This is a genomic window from Paraglaciecola psychrophila 170, from assembly GCF_000347635.1.
GTDB lineage: Bacteria > Pseudomonadota > Gammaproteobacteria > Enterobacterales > Alteromonadaceae > Paraglaciecola > Paraglaciecola psychrophila.
Genome location: NC_020514.1, coordinates 2,460,102 through 2,478,159 on the forward strand (window position 1 = coordinate 2,460,102; position 18,058 = coordinate 2,478,159).

13 protein-coding genes and 3 pseudogenes are annotated in these 18,058 nt (G+C 40.8%); 7 read left to right on the forward strand and 9 right to left on the reverse strand.

The window, feature by feature from the left end:
• Nucleotides 1-282 carry a carboxymuconolactone decarboxylase family protein gene (locus C427_RS10765; RefSeq protein WP_081588995.1) on the reverse strand — a complete coding sequence of 94 codons (282 nt, stop codon included), beginning with the start codon at nucleotides 280-282 and terminating at the stop codon, nucleotides 1-3.
• 169 nt (nucleotides 283-451) lie between these two features.
• Nucleotides 452-1,423, reverse strand: a pseudogene (locus C427_RS24900) (2-hydroxyacid dehydrogenase).
• A gap of 314 nt (nucleotides 1,424-1,737) precedes the next feature.
• Between C427_RS24900 and C427_RS10780 the strand changes: the two are divergent.
• From C427_RS10780 to C427_RS27440, 3 genes and pseudogenes are all read left to right on the forward strand, one after another.
• A complete protein-coding gene (locus C427_RS10780; RefSeq protein ID WP_161601925.1) occupies nucleotides 1,738-2,148 on the forward strand; it encodes a cation diffusion facilitator family transporter in 411 nt (136 codons plus the stop codon).
• Between the two features lie 173 nt (nucleotides 2,149-2,321).
• Nucleotides 2,322-2,567 carry a cation transporter dimerization domain-containing protein gene (locus C427_RS10785; RefSeq protein WP_007638072.1) on the forward strand — a complete coding sequence of 82 codons (246 nt, stop codon included), beginning with the start codon at nucleotides 2,322-2,324 and terminating at the stop codon, nucleotides 2,565-2,567.
• A 214-nt stretch (nucleotides 2,568-2,781) separates the two neighbouring features.
• A pseudogene (locus C427_RS27440) lies at nucleotides 2,782-3,208 on the forward strand (transposase); the annotation flags it as partial.
• Here C427_RS27440 and C427_RS10795 read toward each other — a convergent pair.
• Both C427_RS10795 and C427_RS10800 read right to left on the reverse strand, forming a co-directional pair.
• Nucleotides 3,202-3,468, reverse strand: coding sequence for a hypothetical protein (locus tag C427_RS10795; protein ID WP_007638075.1), 267 nt, complete (start codon nucleotides 3,466-3,468; stop codon nucleotides 3,202-3,204). The pseudogene C427_RS27440 and the gene C427_RS10795 overlap by 7 nt on opposite strands.
• A gap of 325 nt (nucleotides 3,469-3,793) precedes the next feature.
• Nucleotides 3,794-4,066, reverse strand: coding sequence for an RNA recognition motif domain-containing protein (locus C427_RS10800; RefSeq protein ID WP_007638076.1), 273 nt, complete (start codon nucleotides 4,064-4,066; stop codon nucleotides 3,794-3,796).
• A 194-nt stretch (nucleotides 4,067-4,260) separates the two neighbouring features.
• Here C427_RS10800 and C427_RS10805 point away from each other — a divergent pair, with 194 nt between their 5' ends.
• Genes C427_RS10805 through C427_RS10815 form a run of 3 tightly spaced genes read left to right on the forward strand, consistent with a single transcriptional unit; the run spans nucleotide 4,261 to nucleotide 9,657 of the window.
• Nucleotides 4,261-6,258, forward strand: coding sequence for an alpha-amylase family protein (locus C427_RS10805; protein WP_007638077.1), 1,998 nt, complete (start codon nucleotides 4,261-4,263; stop codon nucleotides 6,256-6,258).
• Nucleotides 6,255-7,106, forward strand: a complete 852-nt coding sequence (locus tag C427_RS10810; protein WP_007638079.1) for an alpha/beta hydrolase — start codon at nucleotides 6,255-6,257, stop codon at nucleotides 7,104-7,106. Before C427_RS10805 ends, C427_RS10810 begins: the two co-directional genes overlap by 4 nt.
• A 43-nt stretch (nucleotides 7,107-7,149) precedes the next feature.
• A complete protein-coding gene (locus C427_RS10815) occupies nucleotides 7,150-9,657 on the forward strand; it encodes a glycoside hydrolase family 31 protein (protein ID WP_007638080.1) in 2,508 nt (835 codons plus the stop codon).
• 189 nt (nucleotides 9,658-9,846) lie between these two features.
• Here C427_RS10815 and C427_RS10820 read toward each other — a convergent pair whose 3' ends face one another.
• From C427_RS10820 to C427_RS10840, 5 genes and pseudogenes are all read right to left on the reverse strand, one after another.
• Nucleotides 9,847-10,386 carry a DUF2780 domain-containing protein gene (locus C427_RS10820; RefSeq protein ID WP_007638081.1) on the reverse strand — a complete coding sequence of 180 codons (540 nt, stop codon included), beginning with the start codon at nucleotides 10,384-10,386 and terminating at the stop codon, nucleotides 9,847-9,849.
• A gap of 107 nt (nucleotides 10,387-10,493) precedes the next feature.
• Nucleotides 10,494-10,928 carry an MOSC domain-containing protein gene (locus tag C427_RS10825; RefSeq protein WP_007638084.1) on the reverse strand — a complete coding sequence of 145 codons (435 nt, stop codon included), beginning with the start codon at nucleotides 10,926-10,928 and terminating at the stop codon, nucleotides 10,494-10,496.
• A 12-nt stretch (nucleotides 10,929-10,940) separates the two neighbouring features.
• A pseudogene (locus C427_RS10830) lies at nucleotides 10,941-12,295 on the reverse strand (MATE family efflux transporter).
• A 513-nt stretch (nucleotides 12,296-12,808) separates the two neighbouring features.
• The gene (moeA, locus tag C427_RS10835; protein ID WP_007638086.1) at nucleotides 12,809-14,053 is read right to left on the reverse strand and encodes a molybdopterin molybdotransferase MoeA; all 1,245 of its coding nucleotides are present in this window, start codon (nucleotides 14,051-14,053) and stop codon (nucleotides 12,809-12,811) included.
• Between the two features lie 142 nt (nucleotides 14,054-14,195).
• A complete protein-coding gene (locus C427_RS10840) occupies nucleotides 14,196-15,056 on the reverse strand; it encodes a TraB/GumN family protein (RefSeq protein ID WP_007638087.1) in 861 nt (286 codons plus the stop codon).
• Nucleotides 15,057-15,428: 372 nt separating this feature from the next.
• Here C427_RS10840 and nirB point away from each other — a divergent pair, with 372 nt between their 5' ends.
• On the forward strand, nucleotides 15,429-18,050 hold the full coding sequence (gene nirB, locus C427_RS10845) for a nitrite reductase large subunit NirB (protein ID WP_007638088.1): 2,622 nt from the start codon (nucleotides 15,429-15,431) through the stop codon (nucleotides 18,048-18,050).
• The last annotated feature ends 8 nt before the right edge of the window (nucleotides 18,051-18,058 follow it).

Consider the following 18,058-nt stretch of genomic DNA (forward strand, 5'->3'; position numbering starts at 1 on the left):
TTAAATAGGTTGGCTTTGTTCTTGCTCAAACTCATTCATAGCTTCCAAAGCTTCACAGCCATAGACCATGAACGATCCGCCCCCCATTAAAATGGTTACGCCTATTGCCTCCACTGTCTCTTGCCTACTCGCTCCTGTATTTAATGCATCATGAACATGAAAAGCAATACATCCGTCGCAATGCACCGCTATGGCGATATCCAGAACAATGAATTGTTTTGATTTTGTATCCAGAGCCCCTTTGGCTAATGCTGAAGAATGCAGTGCCCCGAAGCCAGCCATAACCTCCGGTATTTCAGATATTAGTTTTGCACTGAGTATTTGGGGTTATTCATATCGTTGAACATGGTTGGCTGTTGCTAGAATTTTCATAAAAGACCCCAATGAGCTGCCGTTATGTATGCTTATTACCGACTCGCCTATATTGATGCTGATCAATTAATGATAATTATCAAGTCACGGCATTTGGAACGCCACCATCTAGTTCGAATTGGCTGATATTCGACAGGGTTATTTGTGCTATGTTGGGCATTGCTTCTCGAGTAAAAAAACTTTGATGGATGGTCACTATGACATTTGGAAAGCTTGTTAATCGGGCTAACAAGTCGTCTTGTATACCTTGAGCTGAAAGGTCTTCAAAAAACATCGCTTCTTCTTAAACGTCGAGTCCTAATAAACCGACCTTACCTTTTTAAAGTCCATTTATGATGGCTTTGGTATCAACAAGTTTACCTCTGCTGGTATTAATTATAGTGACGTCATCACGCATTTTAGCCAACGCATTTTGATCTATCAAATGATATGTCTCAGGGGTAAGTGGGCAATGCAGTGAAATAACATCTGCATGACTAAGCAGGTTGTCGAGAGACCCCAGGATGAATGCATTGATCATTGTGAACTACATCATAAGCAATAACGTTGCAGCCAAAACCTAACATGATGTTAGCAAATGCTTGACCAATTTTACCCGTACCTATTACCCCAACTGTTTTGCCATGTAAGTCAAAGCCCATTAAATTACGTAGAGAAAAATCGCCTTCACGAATGCGATTATGGGCGCGGTGATGCCGCGATTTAAGCATAACAACAAACCCACAGCATGCTCTGCCACTGCATAAGGTGAGTAGGCAGGAACACGTACCACAGGCAGTGAAAGCCGTTTCGCACAGGCCATATCCACATGATTAAATCCCGCTGAGCGAAGCGCAATAAGCCCAATCCCTTTGTCCTTCAACGTATGTAACACCTCAGCATTTAAATTATCGTTAATAAATGCGCAGACGACTTCTTCATCACTGATAAGAGATATGGACTCGATATCTAAGTGAGATGAGAAATAACGTATCTGGTGTCTACCATCAGAGTTGGCTCGATCAAAATATTCTTGGTCATACGGTTTAGTGTTAAAAAAGGCTATGTTCAAAGTTAGACCTTACATTTATCAGAGTAAGGGTCATGAGCAAAATATTCTTGGTCATACGGTTTAGTGTTAAAAAAGGCTATGTTCAAAGTTAGACCTTACATTTATCAGAGTTAGGGTCATGAGCAAAATATTCTTGGTCATACGGTTTAGTGTTAAAAAAGGCTATGTTCACAATTAGGCCTTACATTATTGGGATAAATATCATTTTAGAAAATACGCTAGCTTGCTTATTGACCCTGAACAATTAATTTTAAAAATAAGCTGATATCGTTATATTAGTGAAAATGTGTATTGCAGATATTAAAAGTGAAAAGATGCACGTTAGAAAAATTCTGTTTATTGAAGGCAGTGTCAATGCGCTGATCACGGTAAGCAAAATTACGGTTGGATTAATGACTGTGTCAGCTGCAGTTATAGCAGATGCGGTGTATTCCTTAACCGATTTGGCAAATAACATTTTTGCTTGGTTAGCGCTAAAAGTAGTTGAATCACCTGCCGATAGTTCGCGTCCTTATGATCATCAAAAATTTGAGCAATTAGTCATATTTGCTCTCGCATCTTTGTTAACCATCGTGGCGTTTGAAGTGATAGTGAATGCAGTCGAGCGTTTTGGACAGCCAGTTGAGCAAAGTATGCTGGGATTAGTCATATTAATTTCTTCATTATTAACCAATATAGGTTTGACGCTTTGGAAGGGGCATTGGGCAAAACGCTTAGACTCATAAATATTGCATGCCGACGCTACCCAAACCGTAAGTGACGTATTGACCAGCGTAGTGGTGATTATTGGATGGCAACTAGCGTCTCGCGGATACTATTGGTTTGATACGGTATTTGCGTTAATAGTTTCCAGTATTATTTTTATCTAGCATTCAAGCTTTTCCAAAGAACCATAACGGTGTTGGTTGATCAGAGCCGCTACCCGACAGAGGAATTAAAGGCAGCAGTTAACGACATTCCTGCGGTTAATATTCACTCTAGAAATACTGGAAAAGGGCAGGTAGCTGATGTCACTGTGACTGTGAGTGCCAGCCTTAGTACCTTAGAGTCACACCAAATTTCCGACAAGGTTGGGAGTGAGTTAGCAGATATTTTCGATATTCAATACGTTGTGGTAAACATTGAACCTGACTTGGGTCAATAAATAAGTGGTCAAAATAGTTAGTATTGAGGTTGCTGATTTTTTCATTGTATAGGATAGATTTATGTTACATCTGAACTAGCTAGTTTTTTCGCATACTGACGTGGTTGAATAGATCCGACTACCTAAGTTAAGACATAATACCCTTAACTGGAGATAGGTAATGACAGCACGTAAGAAATATTCAAAAGAATTTAAATTGGATGCCATCGCATAGGTGGTAGAGCAAAAATACAGTCGTGTAGAGGCGGCTAGGAATTTAGGCCTCAGTCTTCAGATACTCGGTCGTTGGCTCAAAGAGGCCGAAGATGATAATGGTCATGCTTTTCGAGGTAATGGCACCCTGACACCCGAACAAGCCGAAATCCGCAGCTTGAAGGGGCAAGTCAAGCGTCTCGAAATAGAGCGTGAGATATAAAAAAAGCGACGGTCTTCTTTGCCAAAGAAACGAAGTGAAGTATTCGTTTATTACCCGATATAAGAAGACCTGGCCTGTGCGCTCAATGTGCAGACTACTCGGTGTACAAAGTAACAATTATTACCGTTACCAGAAGCGTCAAACGGATAAACCTGATGGTCTAACGCATCAAGAGATGCTGGAAGGGGTAAAAGATATCGCCAGGTTCAGCGATAATACCTATGGCGAGACGCATTGAGCATAGGTTTTAACCAGAGATGATGTACCGCCTAATGGAACGGGTGTATCAAATTCTTTGATTAGCGAATCATCTTCATAGCCCTTTAAAGCATGGCAAGCCTGACATTTATATTGCAAAAATACCTGTTCACCCTTTGCGATATCTCCTTCTGGTAAACTAAAACCTTCTGGGAAATCAGTGCCATAGCTACAAGCAGCCAAAACGGAAAGTAAAATAATTGAGGTAAACCAAATTAATATTTTCATGTTGATGCCTTATCTTTGTTATCAGACTAGGCATTAACACTAAGGGAAAAGCTAAGTGAAGTGGATAAAGGGAGTGGGCGTTTATTGATAGGGATCAAATTTGTGAATAAAAGTCAAAAATCCCATGTTACTTCTGGATATATGTTTCAACTATATTTCAAGTTACCCTTTAGATATAGAACTTATATCCTGACATTCTTTTACTTATAGTCATAAGGACCAAAATCTAAAGGTTCGCAATAATTAATGGTGTTTTTCTATAATCAAAAGACGCTAAATAGCAATCCCATAAATTGGTTAAACATGCTCAGTTGCAATTGTTGTACTAATCAATTTTTGGTTTAGCTTGGCTGTCAGCTTTATCTTCTGCGTACTTAACTCTGATTTTGTTAGCACCTAGCATGCTGTCGTTAAGGTTTTTCACGGCGACTTTTGCTTCGCCGGCCTTAGGCATTTCAATAAACCCGAAACCTTTTGATAAGCCATTAGACTTTTCCTTAACTATGTCGCTAGATTGTACTTTTCCATGTGCTTCAAAGGCGGTTTGTAGTTCTTGCTCGGTAGTTTCTCTGTCAAGATTTCTGATTAATATTTTCATTTAGCGTGTCACTTATCGGTAATAATGATGATTAGAGTATAATTATAACAGCTTAATGTTTGCCAAACGATCTGATTTAAAAACTGATTATCTCTTTTTGAATACTAATAAGTTGTGAATACGTATGTAAGATACTATTAGATAACGGCGGCTAGAGGTATGATTTAGCTAGCTTTATTGAAAGGTTTTTTTATATGTTTGAAACTAAATTAACGAACTGGAAGCAGGCTGTTCTGTTTGTTTTTACCTGTGCTGTAACTATTGGGTGTTCACCTGTGTCCAAAGAAAAAGTATCCACAATTTCCAGCCATACGCAGCATGATAGTATGAAGGTTGAACATTTATTGCCTACAAAACCACAAGGTAAACCTGTCGTTTACCAGGCCTTTACTCGGCTTTTTGGAAATACCAATACGACTAATAAGCCTTGGGGCACTATTGATGATAATGGTGTAGGTAAGTTTAGTGACTTTACTGATACTGCATTGCAAGGCATTAAAGAACTTGGCACCACTCATATTTGGTATACAGGTGTGCCACATCATGACGTGACCACCGATTATTCGGCTTATGGTATTACCAATGATGATCCTGATGTAGTCAAAGGTCGTGCTGGCTCACCCTACGCAGTAAAAGACTACTATTCGGTTAACCCCGACCTGGCAGACGACCCCGCAAAGCGTTTACAAGAATTTACAGCATTGATTGCTAGAACCCATAAAAATGGCATGCAGGTTATCATTGATATCGTGCCTAACCATGTGGCGCGTAATTACCACTCTTTGGCTAAACCCGAGGGCATCAGTGATTTTGGTGAACAAGACGATACAACGGTTGAATACGACAGAGATAATAATTTTTATTACGTCGTCGGATCAGATTTTCAAGTGCCTTTACCTCTAGATGGATATCAACCTTTGGGTGGTGAAGCGTATTATTTGTCAGATGCACAGTTTGCTGAGTCACCGGCCAAATGGACCGGCAATGGTTCCCGTCAAGCCCAGCCTGATTTCTACGATTGGTACGAAACAGTTAAAGTAAATTATGGCGTTAAGCCTGATGGTAGTTACGATTTCGTGCGTTTACCCGAGCAATATCTGCATCACAGTATTCAACAACATGCAGCGTTTTGGTCAGATAAAACAGTACCAGACTCTTGGGTTAAATTCCGTGATATCGCGCTGTACTGGTTAGACAAAGGGGTTGATGGATTTCGCTATGATATGGCAGAAATGGTACCAGTAGAATTTTGGAGTTATCTCAATTCCTCTATCAAACTCAAAAACCCACAGGCATTTTTATTAGCTGAGGTGTACAACCCTGATATGTACCGTCGCTATATCCAAATGGGTAAAATGGATTATTTATATGACAAAGTAGAATTCTACGACACCTTAAAAGTCATTATGCAAGGTAACGGTAAAGGTAAAACCCTGCATCAAATTCAAGCTAATCATCAAGATATTGAGCAGCATATGTTGCACTTTTTAGAAAACCACGACGAACAACGTATTGCCAGTGACGACTTTGCTGGCAAGGTTGGCGGGGCACAAATGGGTAAACCTGCATTAGTGGTGTCTGCATTGATTAGTCGATCGCCTACTTTGCTGTATTTCGGCCAAGAAGTAGGGGAAGACGGCAGCGAAGACTTAGGTTTTGGTAACCCATCTCGCACCAGTATTTTTGATTATGGTGGCGTACCAGCGCACCAACGTTGGATGAATAACGGTAAGTTTGATGGCGGCCAGTTAAGTGCTTCTGAAACAGCGTTACGTAGTTTTTATATTGATGTGATGAAAATATCTGCTTTTCATCCGGCAATGCTAGGCGATTATATGCCTCTAAATTTCAAAGCCGACCAAATTTCAGATCCACAAACAGGTGAGGTTATAAAATCTGTGATTAGAAGTGAGATTGAAATTGAAACTGAAAGCGCAGACAAGTTAGTGGCGTTTGTTCGTTATACAGACAATCAGCGAGTCTTAGTCGTCAGCCATTTTGATCAGTTACGGGCCATCAATTTAGCGGTTGTATTAACTGCAGTTCAACTAGAGACATTAAAACTAACATCAGGAGGGTATTTAGGCGTGGATTTATTAACGGGAACCGAGCACAGCTTGATAGTTGAAGAAGCATTAGGCGTAATGGAATTAAGTTTAGAGCCGATGCAATCGGTGGTGATCCAGTTATGAGCAATAGGCTAATAATACGAAGCGTATTCGTAATATTTTTGTTGTGTCTATTTGCTTGTAGTGAGCCGATAAAAACCTCCACCGCGACCGACAATGTGCTGGTGTTGCCTTACCAATTCTTGATGCCTGAATTAGACCGACAGCGCAGCATTCGGTTGTATTTGCCTCCCAGTTATCAAACATCAGCTAAGCGTTACCCAGTTATCTATATGCACGACGGTCAAAATTTATTTGATGACATGACGGCATTTTCAGGTGAATGGCAAGTTGACGAATCACTTAACCAACTCGCTGAAAAACACGGCTTAGAAGTGATTGTTGTAGGTATTGATAATGGTGGGGATTTTCGAATGAATGAGCTGTCACCATGGGAAAATAAACGCTTTGGTGAAGCTCAAGGTAAACAGTATATGGACTTCATTGTAGACATCGTTAAGCCTTATATCGATACCAATTTTCGCACCCAATCAGACCGTTTACACACTGCGATTATGGGAAGCTCTATGGGAGGATTGATTTCCCACTATGGGGTGCATGCTTATCCTGATGTGTTCAGCAAAGCGGGGGTATTTTCGCCTGCTTACTGGTATTCGCAAGATGTATTTTCTTTTACACAATTTAAAAAAGCCCCATTGGATGCGCGTTTATACGTGATGTATGGCGACAAAGAAGGGGATGGCATGATTGCTGACACTAATCAAATGCAGCGACAACTCAGACAACAAGGTCATCCTAAGCAAAATACCTTGTTTAAACGTGTGCCTAATGGTGAACACAACGAGCAACTATGGCGCACAGAATTTACCGAAGCGGTTCAATGGTTATTTCAACAAGAGCCCGCGTTTTAAATGCATTTGGCACTTATCCACTTTTACCTAGAAGATAATTAATATGTTTTTCAGTAAATATACGATTTTTAGCGCTTTTTCACATCAAACACCTATCTCATTTAAAGCACATACATCACTTAAAATACTCACACCAGCTAAGCCAATTAGCCTGTTTGTTTTGGTTCTTCTTAGTTCATTAGTACAAGCTGCAGAGTATCAAAGTCATAGAGTTGAAGGTAATAAACTGATGGTTTTAAGCGATGTAGGAGATGTGTCGATCACAGCGTATTCTGGCAGCGCCTTTGAAGTGTTTTATCAACCCCAAAATACCAAACAATTACCTTCTTTTGCACTTGTCGATAATCAATACGCAGTCGAATTAAATGTCAAAAACACCCCCCGTACATTAGAAGTCAGTACAGAAAATCTTAAAGCAATAATCAATAAGTCACCTCTGAAAATAAGCTATTACCAAGGTGAAAAACTGCTTGTCGAGGAAGAAGTAGGTTTGTTTTTACAAGATACGCTAAGAGGTTTTCGCTTTAAGCTGCAGCAGAATGAAAAGTTAATTGGCGGTGGTCAAAGAGTACTTGGTATGGATAGGCGAGGGCATCGATTCCCGTTATATAACAAGGCTGATTACGGTTACACCACTCAATCCAACCAGATGTACTTCGGTTTGTCTGCCGTCATGTCAAATCGTCAGTACGCATTGATTTTTGATAATTCAGCTAGTGGTTATATGGATTTAGGCTATACCGTATCAGATATCATGCAATTTGAGGCTGTGGGGGGACGAACTGCTTATGTGGTAATCGCAGGTGCTGATTACCCAAATATAATCCACAACTTTGTGGAAATAACAGGTAAACAACCATTACCACCTCGATGGGCGCTAGGTAATTTTGCTTCACGGTTTGGTTACAAAACAGAACAGCAAACACGGGAAACCGTCGAGGCATTTATTGATCAGGACTTCCCACTCGATGCTGTGGTATTAGATTTATATTGGTTTGGTAATGACATCAAAGGATTTATGGGAAACTTAGACTGGGATAAAAAGACCTTTCCTACTCCGCAAAAGATGATGGCTGACTTTAAAGCCAAAGGTGTTAAAACGGTATTGATCACTGAGCCTTTTATTTTGTCCAGCTCCGATAAGTGGCAAGAAGCCGTCGATAATCACGTGTTAGCCAAAAATCATGCAGGTGAGCCAAGACGTTTCGATTTCTATTTTGGTAATACAGGGCTTATCGATGTATTTGATAATAAAGCCAGCGACTGGTTTAACGATATATACAGCGACTTATTCAAACAAGGTGCGGCTGGCTGGTGGGGCGACTTAGGAGAGCCAGAAGTGCATCCCGCTGACAGTATTCATAATTTCGAAGGCTTACAAGTGACAGGTGACGAAATTCATAATGCCTACGGGCATATGTGGGCAAAACGTGTATACGAAAATCAACGTGATATTGCTCCCAAGCAACGTCCATTTATCATGATGCGCTCAGGTTTTGTGGGGTCCCAGCGTTATGGAATGATCCCATGGACAGGTGATGTCAGTCGCTCTTGGAGTGGTTTAAAGCCACAGGTTGAGCTGTCATTACAAATGGGCTTGTTAGGATTAGGCTATACCCATTCAGATTTGGGTGGATTCGCTGGTGGCGACGTGTTTGATCAAGAATTGTATATTCGCTGGTTACAATACGGCGTTTTTCAGCCGGTATTCAGGCCCCACGCCCAAGATAATATTGCTCCAGAGCCTATTTTCCATGATAAGCAGACTAAAGATATTTTGCGCGAATACGTAAAGTTACGTTATGCCATGCTGCCATATAATTATTCATTAGCTTACGAAAATAGCCTCACGGGTATGCCACTCATGCGGCCTGTTTTTTTTGAAGACCCAGCAAACGATGACTTAATTGATATCAAAGACAGCTATTTTTGGGGAGATGCGTTCTTAGTAAAACCCATTACCGAACCCAACCTCACAGACATATCGATAGATTTACCTCAGGGAGTGTGGTTCGACTATTGGACTGATAAGCGCTACCAAGGTAATCAAACTATTCAGCTTGCGACTCAGCTCGACAGATTACCGGTGATGGTGCGTGGTGGTTCGTTTATCCCAATGGTTGAACCGGTGCAATCTACAGATGATTATAATACGCAAACGTTGCAGTTACATTATTACGCTGACCCGTCGATTAAGTCCTCATCAGGTACTATGTATGATGATGATGGGGTTGACCCCGACGCTATAAAAAACGATGCATTTGAAACGTTGCTTTTCAAGGCACAACAACAAGAAAATCAACTAAATATTGGCCTTAGGCGTCAAGGTCAATATCAAACAATGCCAAAAAGCAGGGAGTTAACCTTGTTGCTTCACAACTGGCCTAAGACAGCTAAAGTCATTTTAATCAATCGAAAACCTATTAATGTCTTGAATGATAAACAAACATTTGTAGATGCCATCCAAGCTGGGTACTGGGATGAAAAGAGTCGGGTTTTACAGATCAAATTTAATTGGACTGAAGCAGACTTAGAACTGGAAATAAAATAGGCAAATTTCACCTTTAACTAACGTGAGAGCGCTTATTTTGAATGTTATATAGATAAATAGATAAATAGATAGATAGATAAATAGATAAAACAATTTTAAGAGCCCACGTTTAAATGTGGTTTACAGGGGGTTCTTGGTAGATGAAAACTCAAATAAAGGGCAAAATTTTATCTGTTTTAAAGATACTACTTAAACAGATAAATTGCTTAAAGCCTGCATTAATTGTTGTTTGATTTTCTGACCTTCATCTGTGTCTAGATAAGCTTTGGCACTATTGATCACTTGCATGATCATTTCTGGCTTTAAACCCAATGCTTCAAACTGTTTTTTCAGCTCGTTTACTGCTTTTAAGGAATCATTATAGTTGGCTGCTTTGTCCATTAATTCCGCTAACCCACCTTCAGAAGTTATTTTTCTGATATTTGGCACTGCACCCATTAATGAATCAAGGCCTGGAAGTGAGTTACTTAAACCGCTAAATTGTTCAGCAGAAATGTTTTCTTTGGCATAATTAAAGATAGAAGCTAAGCTGCCTTCAGCTTGAGATTTATCGATGCCTACAGATTCGCTGACTGAACTAATCATGTCGGTTACATTGGGCATAGCTGCAGTTTCTGTTTTTGCTTCCATGCCAAACATACTTTTAATAGAATCGAGCCAACCTTCGGCGTGGCTTTGTGGTGAAAAGGCAAGAGCAGATACAACAATGAGTAAATAAGAGGCTTTCATAAATAATTTCAACCTATTAAGTGAAGAACTACAGTAATAATAAACCCAAATCCGAGATCACGTTAATCGATTTTAAAACCAAGCCAGTACCCTAGGATTGCTATTGGTTAAATTATCACCACATTATCGCCGACCTTTATCCTTCCATCTGAAATGACGCGACAGCAAACACCGCCGCGCCAATCAGGAGTCAGGGCGTGGGTTAGGCCTTGATGTTGGGCGTCCATTTTTGGGCAAGGGTCGGTTTCCCCGGTAATATATAAAATACATTGTCCAATCTTAATTTGCTGACCGATCATCGTTGCATCAAAACTAACGCCGTCTACTAATAAATTAGCTCGCCTGATTGTCCATGGAAGTATTGTTCCCAATTCATCACAAGCAAGTTGCCATTGTTCAATACTCATTACTGTCACCTGACGTTTGCCCGGTTTACCTCTAAAGTCCCCATCTACGCCGGCTACTTTGCTTACCATGGTGTCTACTTTATTTTGCATTGCAGCTCTAGATTTAGGGCGAAATGCGATATCCAATAACTGCATATGATTTCCTCTTTAAGCGTTAGCTGGTTGAATATGTATTTTTTGAATGTATTTTAGTCGAAGCCCTAAAGTGACGGCCGCAGTACTTAAACCACATATAAAACCTATCCAAAAACCTGCAGCAGCCATTTGTGGCACTATCCAATCTGTTAACCCCAACACACAGCCTATTGTCATGCCGACTACCCAATAAGAAAAAAACTTAAATAGAACATAGCGGTAGTGTCTTTATAACCGCGCAGCGCAGTCCCTGATATAACCTGGATTGCGTCTGAAAATTGAAACATCGCGGCCAATAGTAAAAGGCCTGATGCCAACTCAATTACAGGTGGGTCAATACTGTATAACTTAGCGATAAACTCTCGGCCTATAACGGTTAAGCAGGCGGTGAAAATTGCAATGCTGATCCCTAAAAAGAATGCACATTTTGTGGCGATTTTTGCTTGTGCAGGGTTTTGTTCACCTAGTAAGTGCCCGATGCGAATACTGGTTGCCATACCAATGCTCAGTGGGATCATAAACATCAATGCAGAAAAGTTTAATGCCACTTGATGAGATGCCACCGCAATTGCACCAAAAGGCGCAAGTAATATGGCCACCGCTGCAAACAGTGTGACTTCAAATAGTATGGTCATGGCAATGGGCAAACCTAACTTCATACATTCCATCATGTCTTGATAATGTGGCTGATATAGCTTGGTATATAAGTCATATCTAGCCAGTTTTTTGGACTTGAGTGTATATAGCAAAGTAGCGATAAACATGGCCACAAATACTAACGCTGTTGCCACACCACATCCGGCACCTCCCATTTCTGGTAGGCCAAACTTTCCATAAATCAACACGTAGTTTGCCGGAATATTGACCAATAAACCGATACCCATAATCAGCATGCTAGGCTTAGTAATCGATAATCCTTCGCAATAGTTTCTGAGTACTTGATACAAGGCAAAGGCAGGCATCGAGTACAAGATATAGTGAATGTAGTCGATGGTAATACGCCGTAAATCCTCTTCCATTTGGATATATTGCATTAGAGGTTCAAATACAAATCCAAATAACACCGCCAATATAGAAAAAGCCAAAGCTAGCCACACCATTTGCTGGGTATAATTAGCCACTTTATCAATCTGTTTTGAGCCATTAAAGCGAGAAATTATAGCGGGTAGCGCTAGAGTAATCCCTTGAAGAAATACTATAATTGGTAGGGTAAAACCAAATCCAATTGCTACAGCTGCCATATCGGTAGCCGAATAACGACCCGCCATAATAGTATCCGACACCCCCATCAAAGTTTGGGTGATTTGTGCAACCAATAAAGGCCACGCCAGATGACAAATTGTTTTTAACTCTTTCTTAAACGCCACAAATCTTGCTTCTTATTGTTATTGAAAACTAAAACTAAAACTAAAACTAAAACTAAAACTAAAAGATTACTCACCACTGAGGTAAAGGAGCGCTATCGCTACACAGAGGAAAGATTAAAGGAAAATAAAAGCATTCTTTATTTATTTGTCTTTCATCCGTTGTACTCGTTATTTTCTGCGGTGAAATACCTTTTAATTCATCACTGATGTTTTTTAAAAGACTGAATGTTCACAACTTCACCCTGAACAATCATTCTTAATGCTCTCTGCTCTCTGTGTAGCGCAAGCGCTCTTCTTCCTCGGTGGTGCAAAAATTCTTTTATTAAGCCGTTATACCTTAGCACTAATCGCTCAGTAACCAGCTCAAACCGCTGGATATTAAACGCTTTACCTTGAAAAATTATCCTTAATTTTTATGTTCTCTGTGTAGCGTAAGCGCTCTTCTTCCTCGGTGGTATAAAAGATTCTTTTATTAAGCTGATATCTCTTAGCACTAATCGCTCAGTAGCCTACTCAAAAAGGTTGGATGTTAACCGCTTCACCTTGCTGTACATCTTCTGCGTCTTGCTCCAATACCATATAACAATTGGCATTGGCGATAGAGCTCATGATACCTGAACCTTGTTTACCGTTGGGTTTAACCCAAAGCTCACCCTGTTCGTCACGGTAGAATATGCCCCTTTGATAGTCTGCTCGTCCCGGTCGTTTCTTAATAAGACAGGCTGCTTTGGCAACAAAGTGCGGAGTAGGGAGATATGTTTGACCACTTAATTTTTTTAATACCGGTGTTACCAGCTGCTCAAATGTCACATAAGACGAAACAGGGTTACCGGGTAATCCGCAAAACCAAGCGTTACCCATTTGTCCATTTAGTTGGCCTCTTAAATGGCCAAAGGCAAAAGGTTTGCCAGGTTTAATCGCCACTTTCCAAAAATTGATAGTGCCTAGTTCATCTAATATCTCTTTTACGTAATCGGCATCACCTACCGATACGCCTCCACAAGACAACACCAAATCACAATGGCTACCCGCTTGCTCAAAAACTGCTTTGAGATCATCTTTATCATCTTTGACAATGCCAAAATCAAACAAAGTAACCGGAAACGTTTTGAGTAATGCAGTAAGTGCATAACGATTACTTTCGTAGATTGCACCATCACTAAGAGGTTCACCAGGAGGCGTTAACTCGTCACCGGTGGCAATTAGGCCTACCTTAATATTACGAATGACCGATATCTCAGCAATACCCACTGAAGCAATTAATGCTAGAAAGGCTGGAGTCAGTTTAGTCCCTTTCGTCACCACAACGCTGCCTTGCTGAATATCTTCGCCCGCTTTTCGAACGCTGTTACCCGATTCAGGTATCTGTCTAAAAATAACTAAGCCATCTTCAGTATCCGTGTTTTCTTGCATCACCACAGAGTCAGCCCCTAATGGGATAACAGCACCGGTCATGATCCTAATGCATTGCCCTGGCAACAGCATTTCTTTAAATGGTTTACCAGCTAAAGCGGTGCCTACTAATTGCAGTTGCTTGCTTTGAGTAAGATCTTCACAGCGCATGGCATAACCGTCCATAGCTGAATTATCATTCGGTGGCACATTAATATTGGATACAACATCCTCGGCTAACACTCTGGCAAGTGCGTCCTCTAGTTCTATTTGTTCACTTTCTAAAACGGGAGTAACTTGTTTTAGCATATTGGAAATAGCGGATTGTATGGGTAAAAGTCCGGGGCTATCGCAGGTTTCGATCATAAGTTTAATTTTTGTCAGTATTTACAAATCAATGAATGATTATCGCAAAAAAAACGATAAACAACGATGATAAAACCATAAAGAGAGTATGAATTTCAAAAGACAGGGCGTTTATGCCTGTCTTCTGATTATTAATTATCAGTTATAGTTTTTCGATTTTATAACCTTTAGCTTTGAGCTGTGCTAACACACTATCAGGTCCTGCAAGATGTAATGCGCCAACCAAAATAAATTCAACGGGTTGGTCATTCAACATACTAATAATCTTAGGTAACCAATTGTTATTGCGTGTTACCAATAAGTCTTGATAGATATCAGGGTAATCAGCTTTAAAGGGCGTGATGCCTACATCGGCCATACCTTGCATATCACCTGCAAGCCAAGTCGAATGTAATTTAGCAAACATCTCTGGCATTTTTTTTATGTCTTTTAGGGTGTATTCAATCATGGTATTAGGATCGTCACCGCCTAAATTAGCCATGAAAGCCAATTGTTCATCAGGTGTTTCTAACCAGCCTTGCTCTTTTTCTTGGTCTTTAGCCATATTAGCGAAAAACATATCCACACCTTCACTGGTGTAACCCATAGCCTGAAGTTCAATAAATGTCAGTGAAATCGCTAACAAACTCGGCTTGTGTGATGCAAATGCTTGCATCGGTATTTGTCGAGATGATAAATGAATTGCTAGAGATTTATAGGTGTCTGGTTGTAATACGTTATTAATGGTCGTGCCGTCGCTGTACATCATTTGATCCATCATTTTTTGACCAAACTCTGGGGAGCTAACCGCCTCCATGTCGGTTTCAAAAATGACTTTATCCGCTGCTTGGTATGCCAAGTCGTATTCTTTTGCCAAAGGATAATCTTCAGGTGTAAGTACATGAATGGTGCCTCCAATATAAAGGCTGTGTTGCTCGTTAGACAGTTTCCACACTGCTGCAGCTTGAAGGCTGAGGGACAATAATAGGCTGGTGCTCAGGGTGAGCACTTTAATCAAAGTCATATGTTATTACTTCCTATGTATATCTATGGATAAAACTAGCTGCAAGAATAGCCTCGTGGTATACCTTAACGCAACATTCCTGAGTTGTTTTTTAATGCTCCATATTGGTGCTGCTGCATTGATTAAGGGCAGGTTTTCTGATTTTACACCTACCTCGGTTAGCTAACCGCATGAATTATATGATATTAATATTTGGCATCATTCCTGTATTAATTAATTTATAACGCAATGTGAATTGTTGTTAAAACTATTTCTCATCTTGTATACAACAACGTATTTAAGGTGACTTGGCAAAGAAGCCCACCTATTTCTGAACTGGAATGGTGGGTTTTTTTTTGCGTTCAAGAAATATAAAAAATACAGAGGTGACACATGTCAGACTTAATCAATGTAGATAACGGGAATAACATGCGAATAGTAGTAGTAGGTAATGGCATGGTGGGACATCATTTTGTCGACCAATTGATACAAGAAAATAATGCAGACAACAACACACAGCTAGATGTTGTGGTGTTATCGGCAGAGCCAAGACTTGCCTACGACCGTGTACATTTATCTGAGTATTTTTCTGGTAAAACGGCTGAAGAATTGGCCTTAACCACACCAGAGTATTATCAACAGCACAATATTAAGTTTGCTTTAAATGCCAAGGTAGTCAGCATCAATAAGTTGGCTAAATCGGTCACTACCGAAGCGGGCGAGGTGTTTGTATATGACAAGCTCGTGTTGTCCACTGGATCTTATCCTTTTGTACCGCCGATCCCGGGCAACGACCAACCTCACTGTTTGGTTTATCGTACCATTGAAGATTTAGAAAATATCAGTGCTTCATCTGCCGTCAGTAAAGTGGGAGTGGTTGTAGGCGGCGGTCTATTAGGTTTAGAGGCGGCTAATGCCTTAAAAGAAGCAGGCTTACAAACTCACGTAGTTGAATTTGCTCCGCAGTTAATGGCGGTACAGGTAGACAACGGTGGTGGCCGAGTACTACGCAGTAAAATCGAAGCGCTAGGCGTAAAAGTGCATACTCAAAAAGCCACACAAAGCATTGAAGTCGGAGACACCTGTCGCTATAAAATGTGTTTTGCTGATGGTGAAGTATTAGAAACCGACATGATTTTATTCTCTGCAGGTATTCGCCCACAAGATGCATTAGCCCGTGAATTCGATATCGTCATCGGTGAGCGCGGCGGCATAGTGGTGAACGATCAATGCCTAACCAGTGACGCTGATATCTACGCTATTGGTGAGTGTGCCTTATGGAATAACTTTATCTTTGGTTTAGTGGCTCCTGGTTACACTATGGCCAGAGCGGCAGCCAGCCATATTATTGGTGGCGACGTGACGTTCCAAGGTGCTGATATGAGCACCAAATTAAAATTAATGGGTGTTGAAGTAGGTTCAATCGGTGATGCGCATGCTAAAACAGATGGAGCCTTATGTTACACCTATGAAAATCAGCCTCTAGAAGTTTACAAAAAAATTGTGGTGGATGCACAACAGAAAAAACTATTAGGTGCTGTGCTGATTGGTGATACCAGTGATTACGACACTTTGCTGCAATATGCGTTAAACGATATCGAATTACCAGAACATCCAGAAAGCTTGATTTTACCCGCGGCAGCTGGCGCTGCCCCAGCACTGGGTGTTGATGCATTACCAGACACAGCAACCATTTGTTCATGTCATAACGTATCCAAAGGCGACATCATTGAAGCCTTTAATTCGGGCAGTTGTAATTTAGCGGATATTAAATCCTGCACTAAAGCCAGCACAGGTTGTGGCGGTTGCACGGCATTACTTAAAACTGTAGTGGATAGCGAACTCACCAAACGCGGCGTAGAAGTGAAAAAAGATATTTGTGAACACTTCGCGTATTCACGCCAAGAAATGTTTCACCTAGTTAAAGTCGGCGGCATAAAAACCTTTGATGAGCTGGTAGAAAAACACGGTAAAGGTTTAGGTTGTGAAATATGTAAGCCAGTGACTGCGTCGATTTTAGCTTCTATATGGAATGATTTTGTACTCAAACCAGACCATGTCAGTCTGCAAGACACCAACGACACTTACCTGGGTAATATGCAAAAAGACGGCACGTATTCAGTGGTGCCCCGAATAGCAGGCGGCGAAATCACCCCAGAAAAACTCATAGTGTTAGGTCAAGTCGCTAAAGATTATAAGTTGTATACCAAAATCACTGGTGGCCAACGCATCGATTTATTTGGCGCCCGTGTTGATCAACTTCCCGCTATTTGGCAAACCCTTATCGAAGCCGGTTTTGAAACAGGCCATGCCTATGCCAAGTCTTTAAGAACAGTGAAGTCTTGTGTAGGCAGCACTTGGTGTCGTTTCGGTGTGCAAGATTCAGTAGGCCAAGCCATCGAGTTAGAAAATCGTTACAAAGGATTACGGGCACCCCATAAAATAAAATTTGGTGTGTCGGGTTGTACCCGTGAATGTGCCGAAGCCCAAAGCAAAGACATAGGCATCATCGCCACTGAAAACGGCTGGAACCTATATGTGTGTGGAAACGGTGGCATGAAACCGCGCCATGGCGATTTGTTTGCTACCGACTTAGACACTGCAACCTTAGTTAAATACATTGACCGAGTACTGATGTTTTACGTTAGAACAGGCGATCGTTTGCAACGCACATCGGTATGGTTGGAAAACCTAGAGGGTGGCCTTGAGTATTTACAACAAGTCGTAATTAAAGACTCATTAGGCATATGCGAAGAGCTTGAAGCACAAATGCAAAATGTAGTCGACACCTATCAGTGTGAGTGGAAAACAGCGATTGAAAGTGAACAATCTCGTAAACGTTTCCGTCAGTTCGTAAACAGTGATAAATCTGATTTGAACATTGTATTTGTTGAAGAGCGTGAACAAATTCGTCCTGCAACAGAATCAGAAAAAGAACACTTTAATAAAGCACAAAACAGTCAATCACAAAGCAGTGAAGTAAAAAGCACTGAACTTGCCACAGAATTGGTTTAGGAGACACA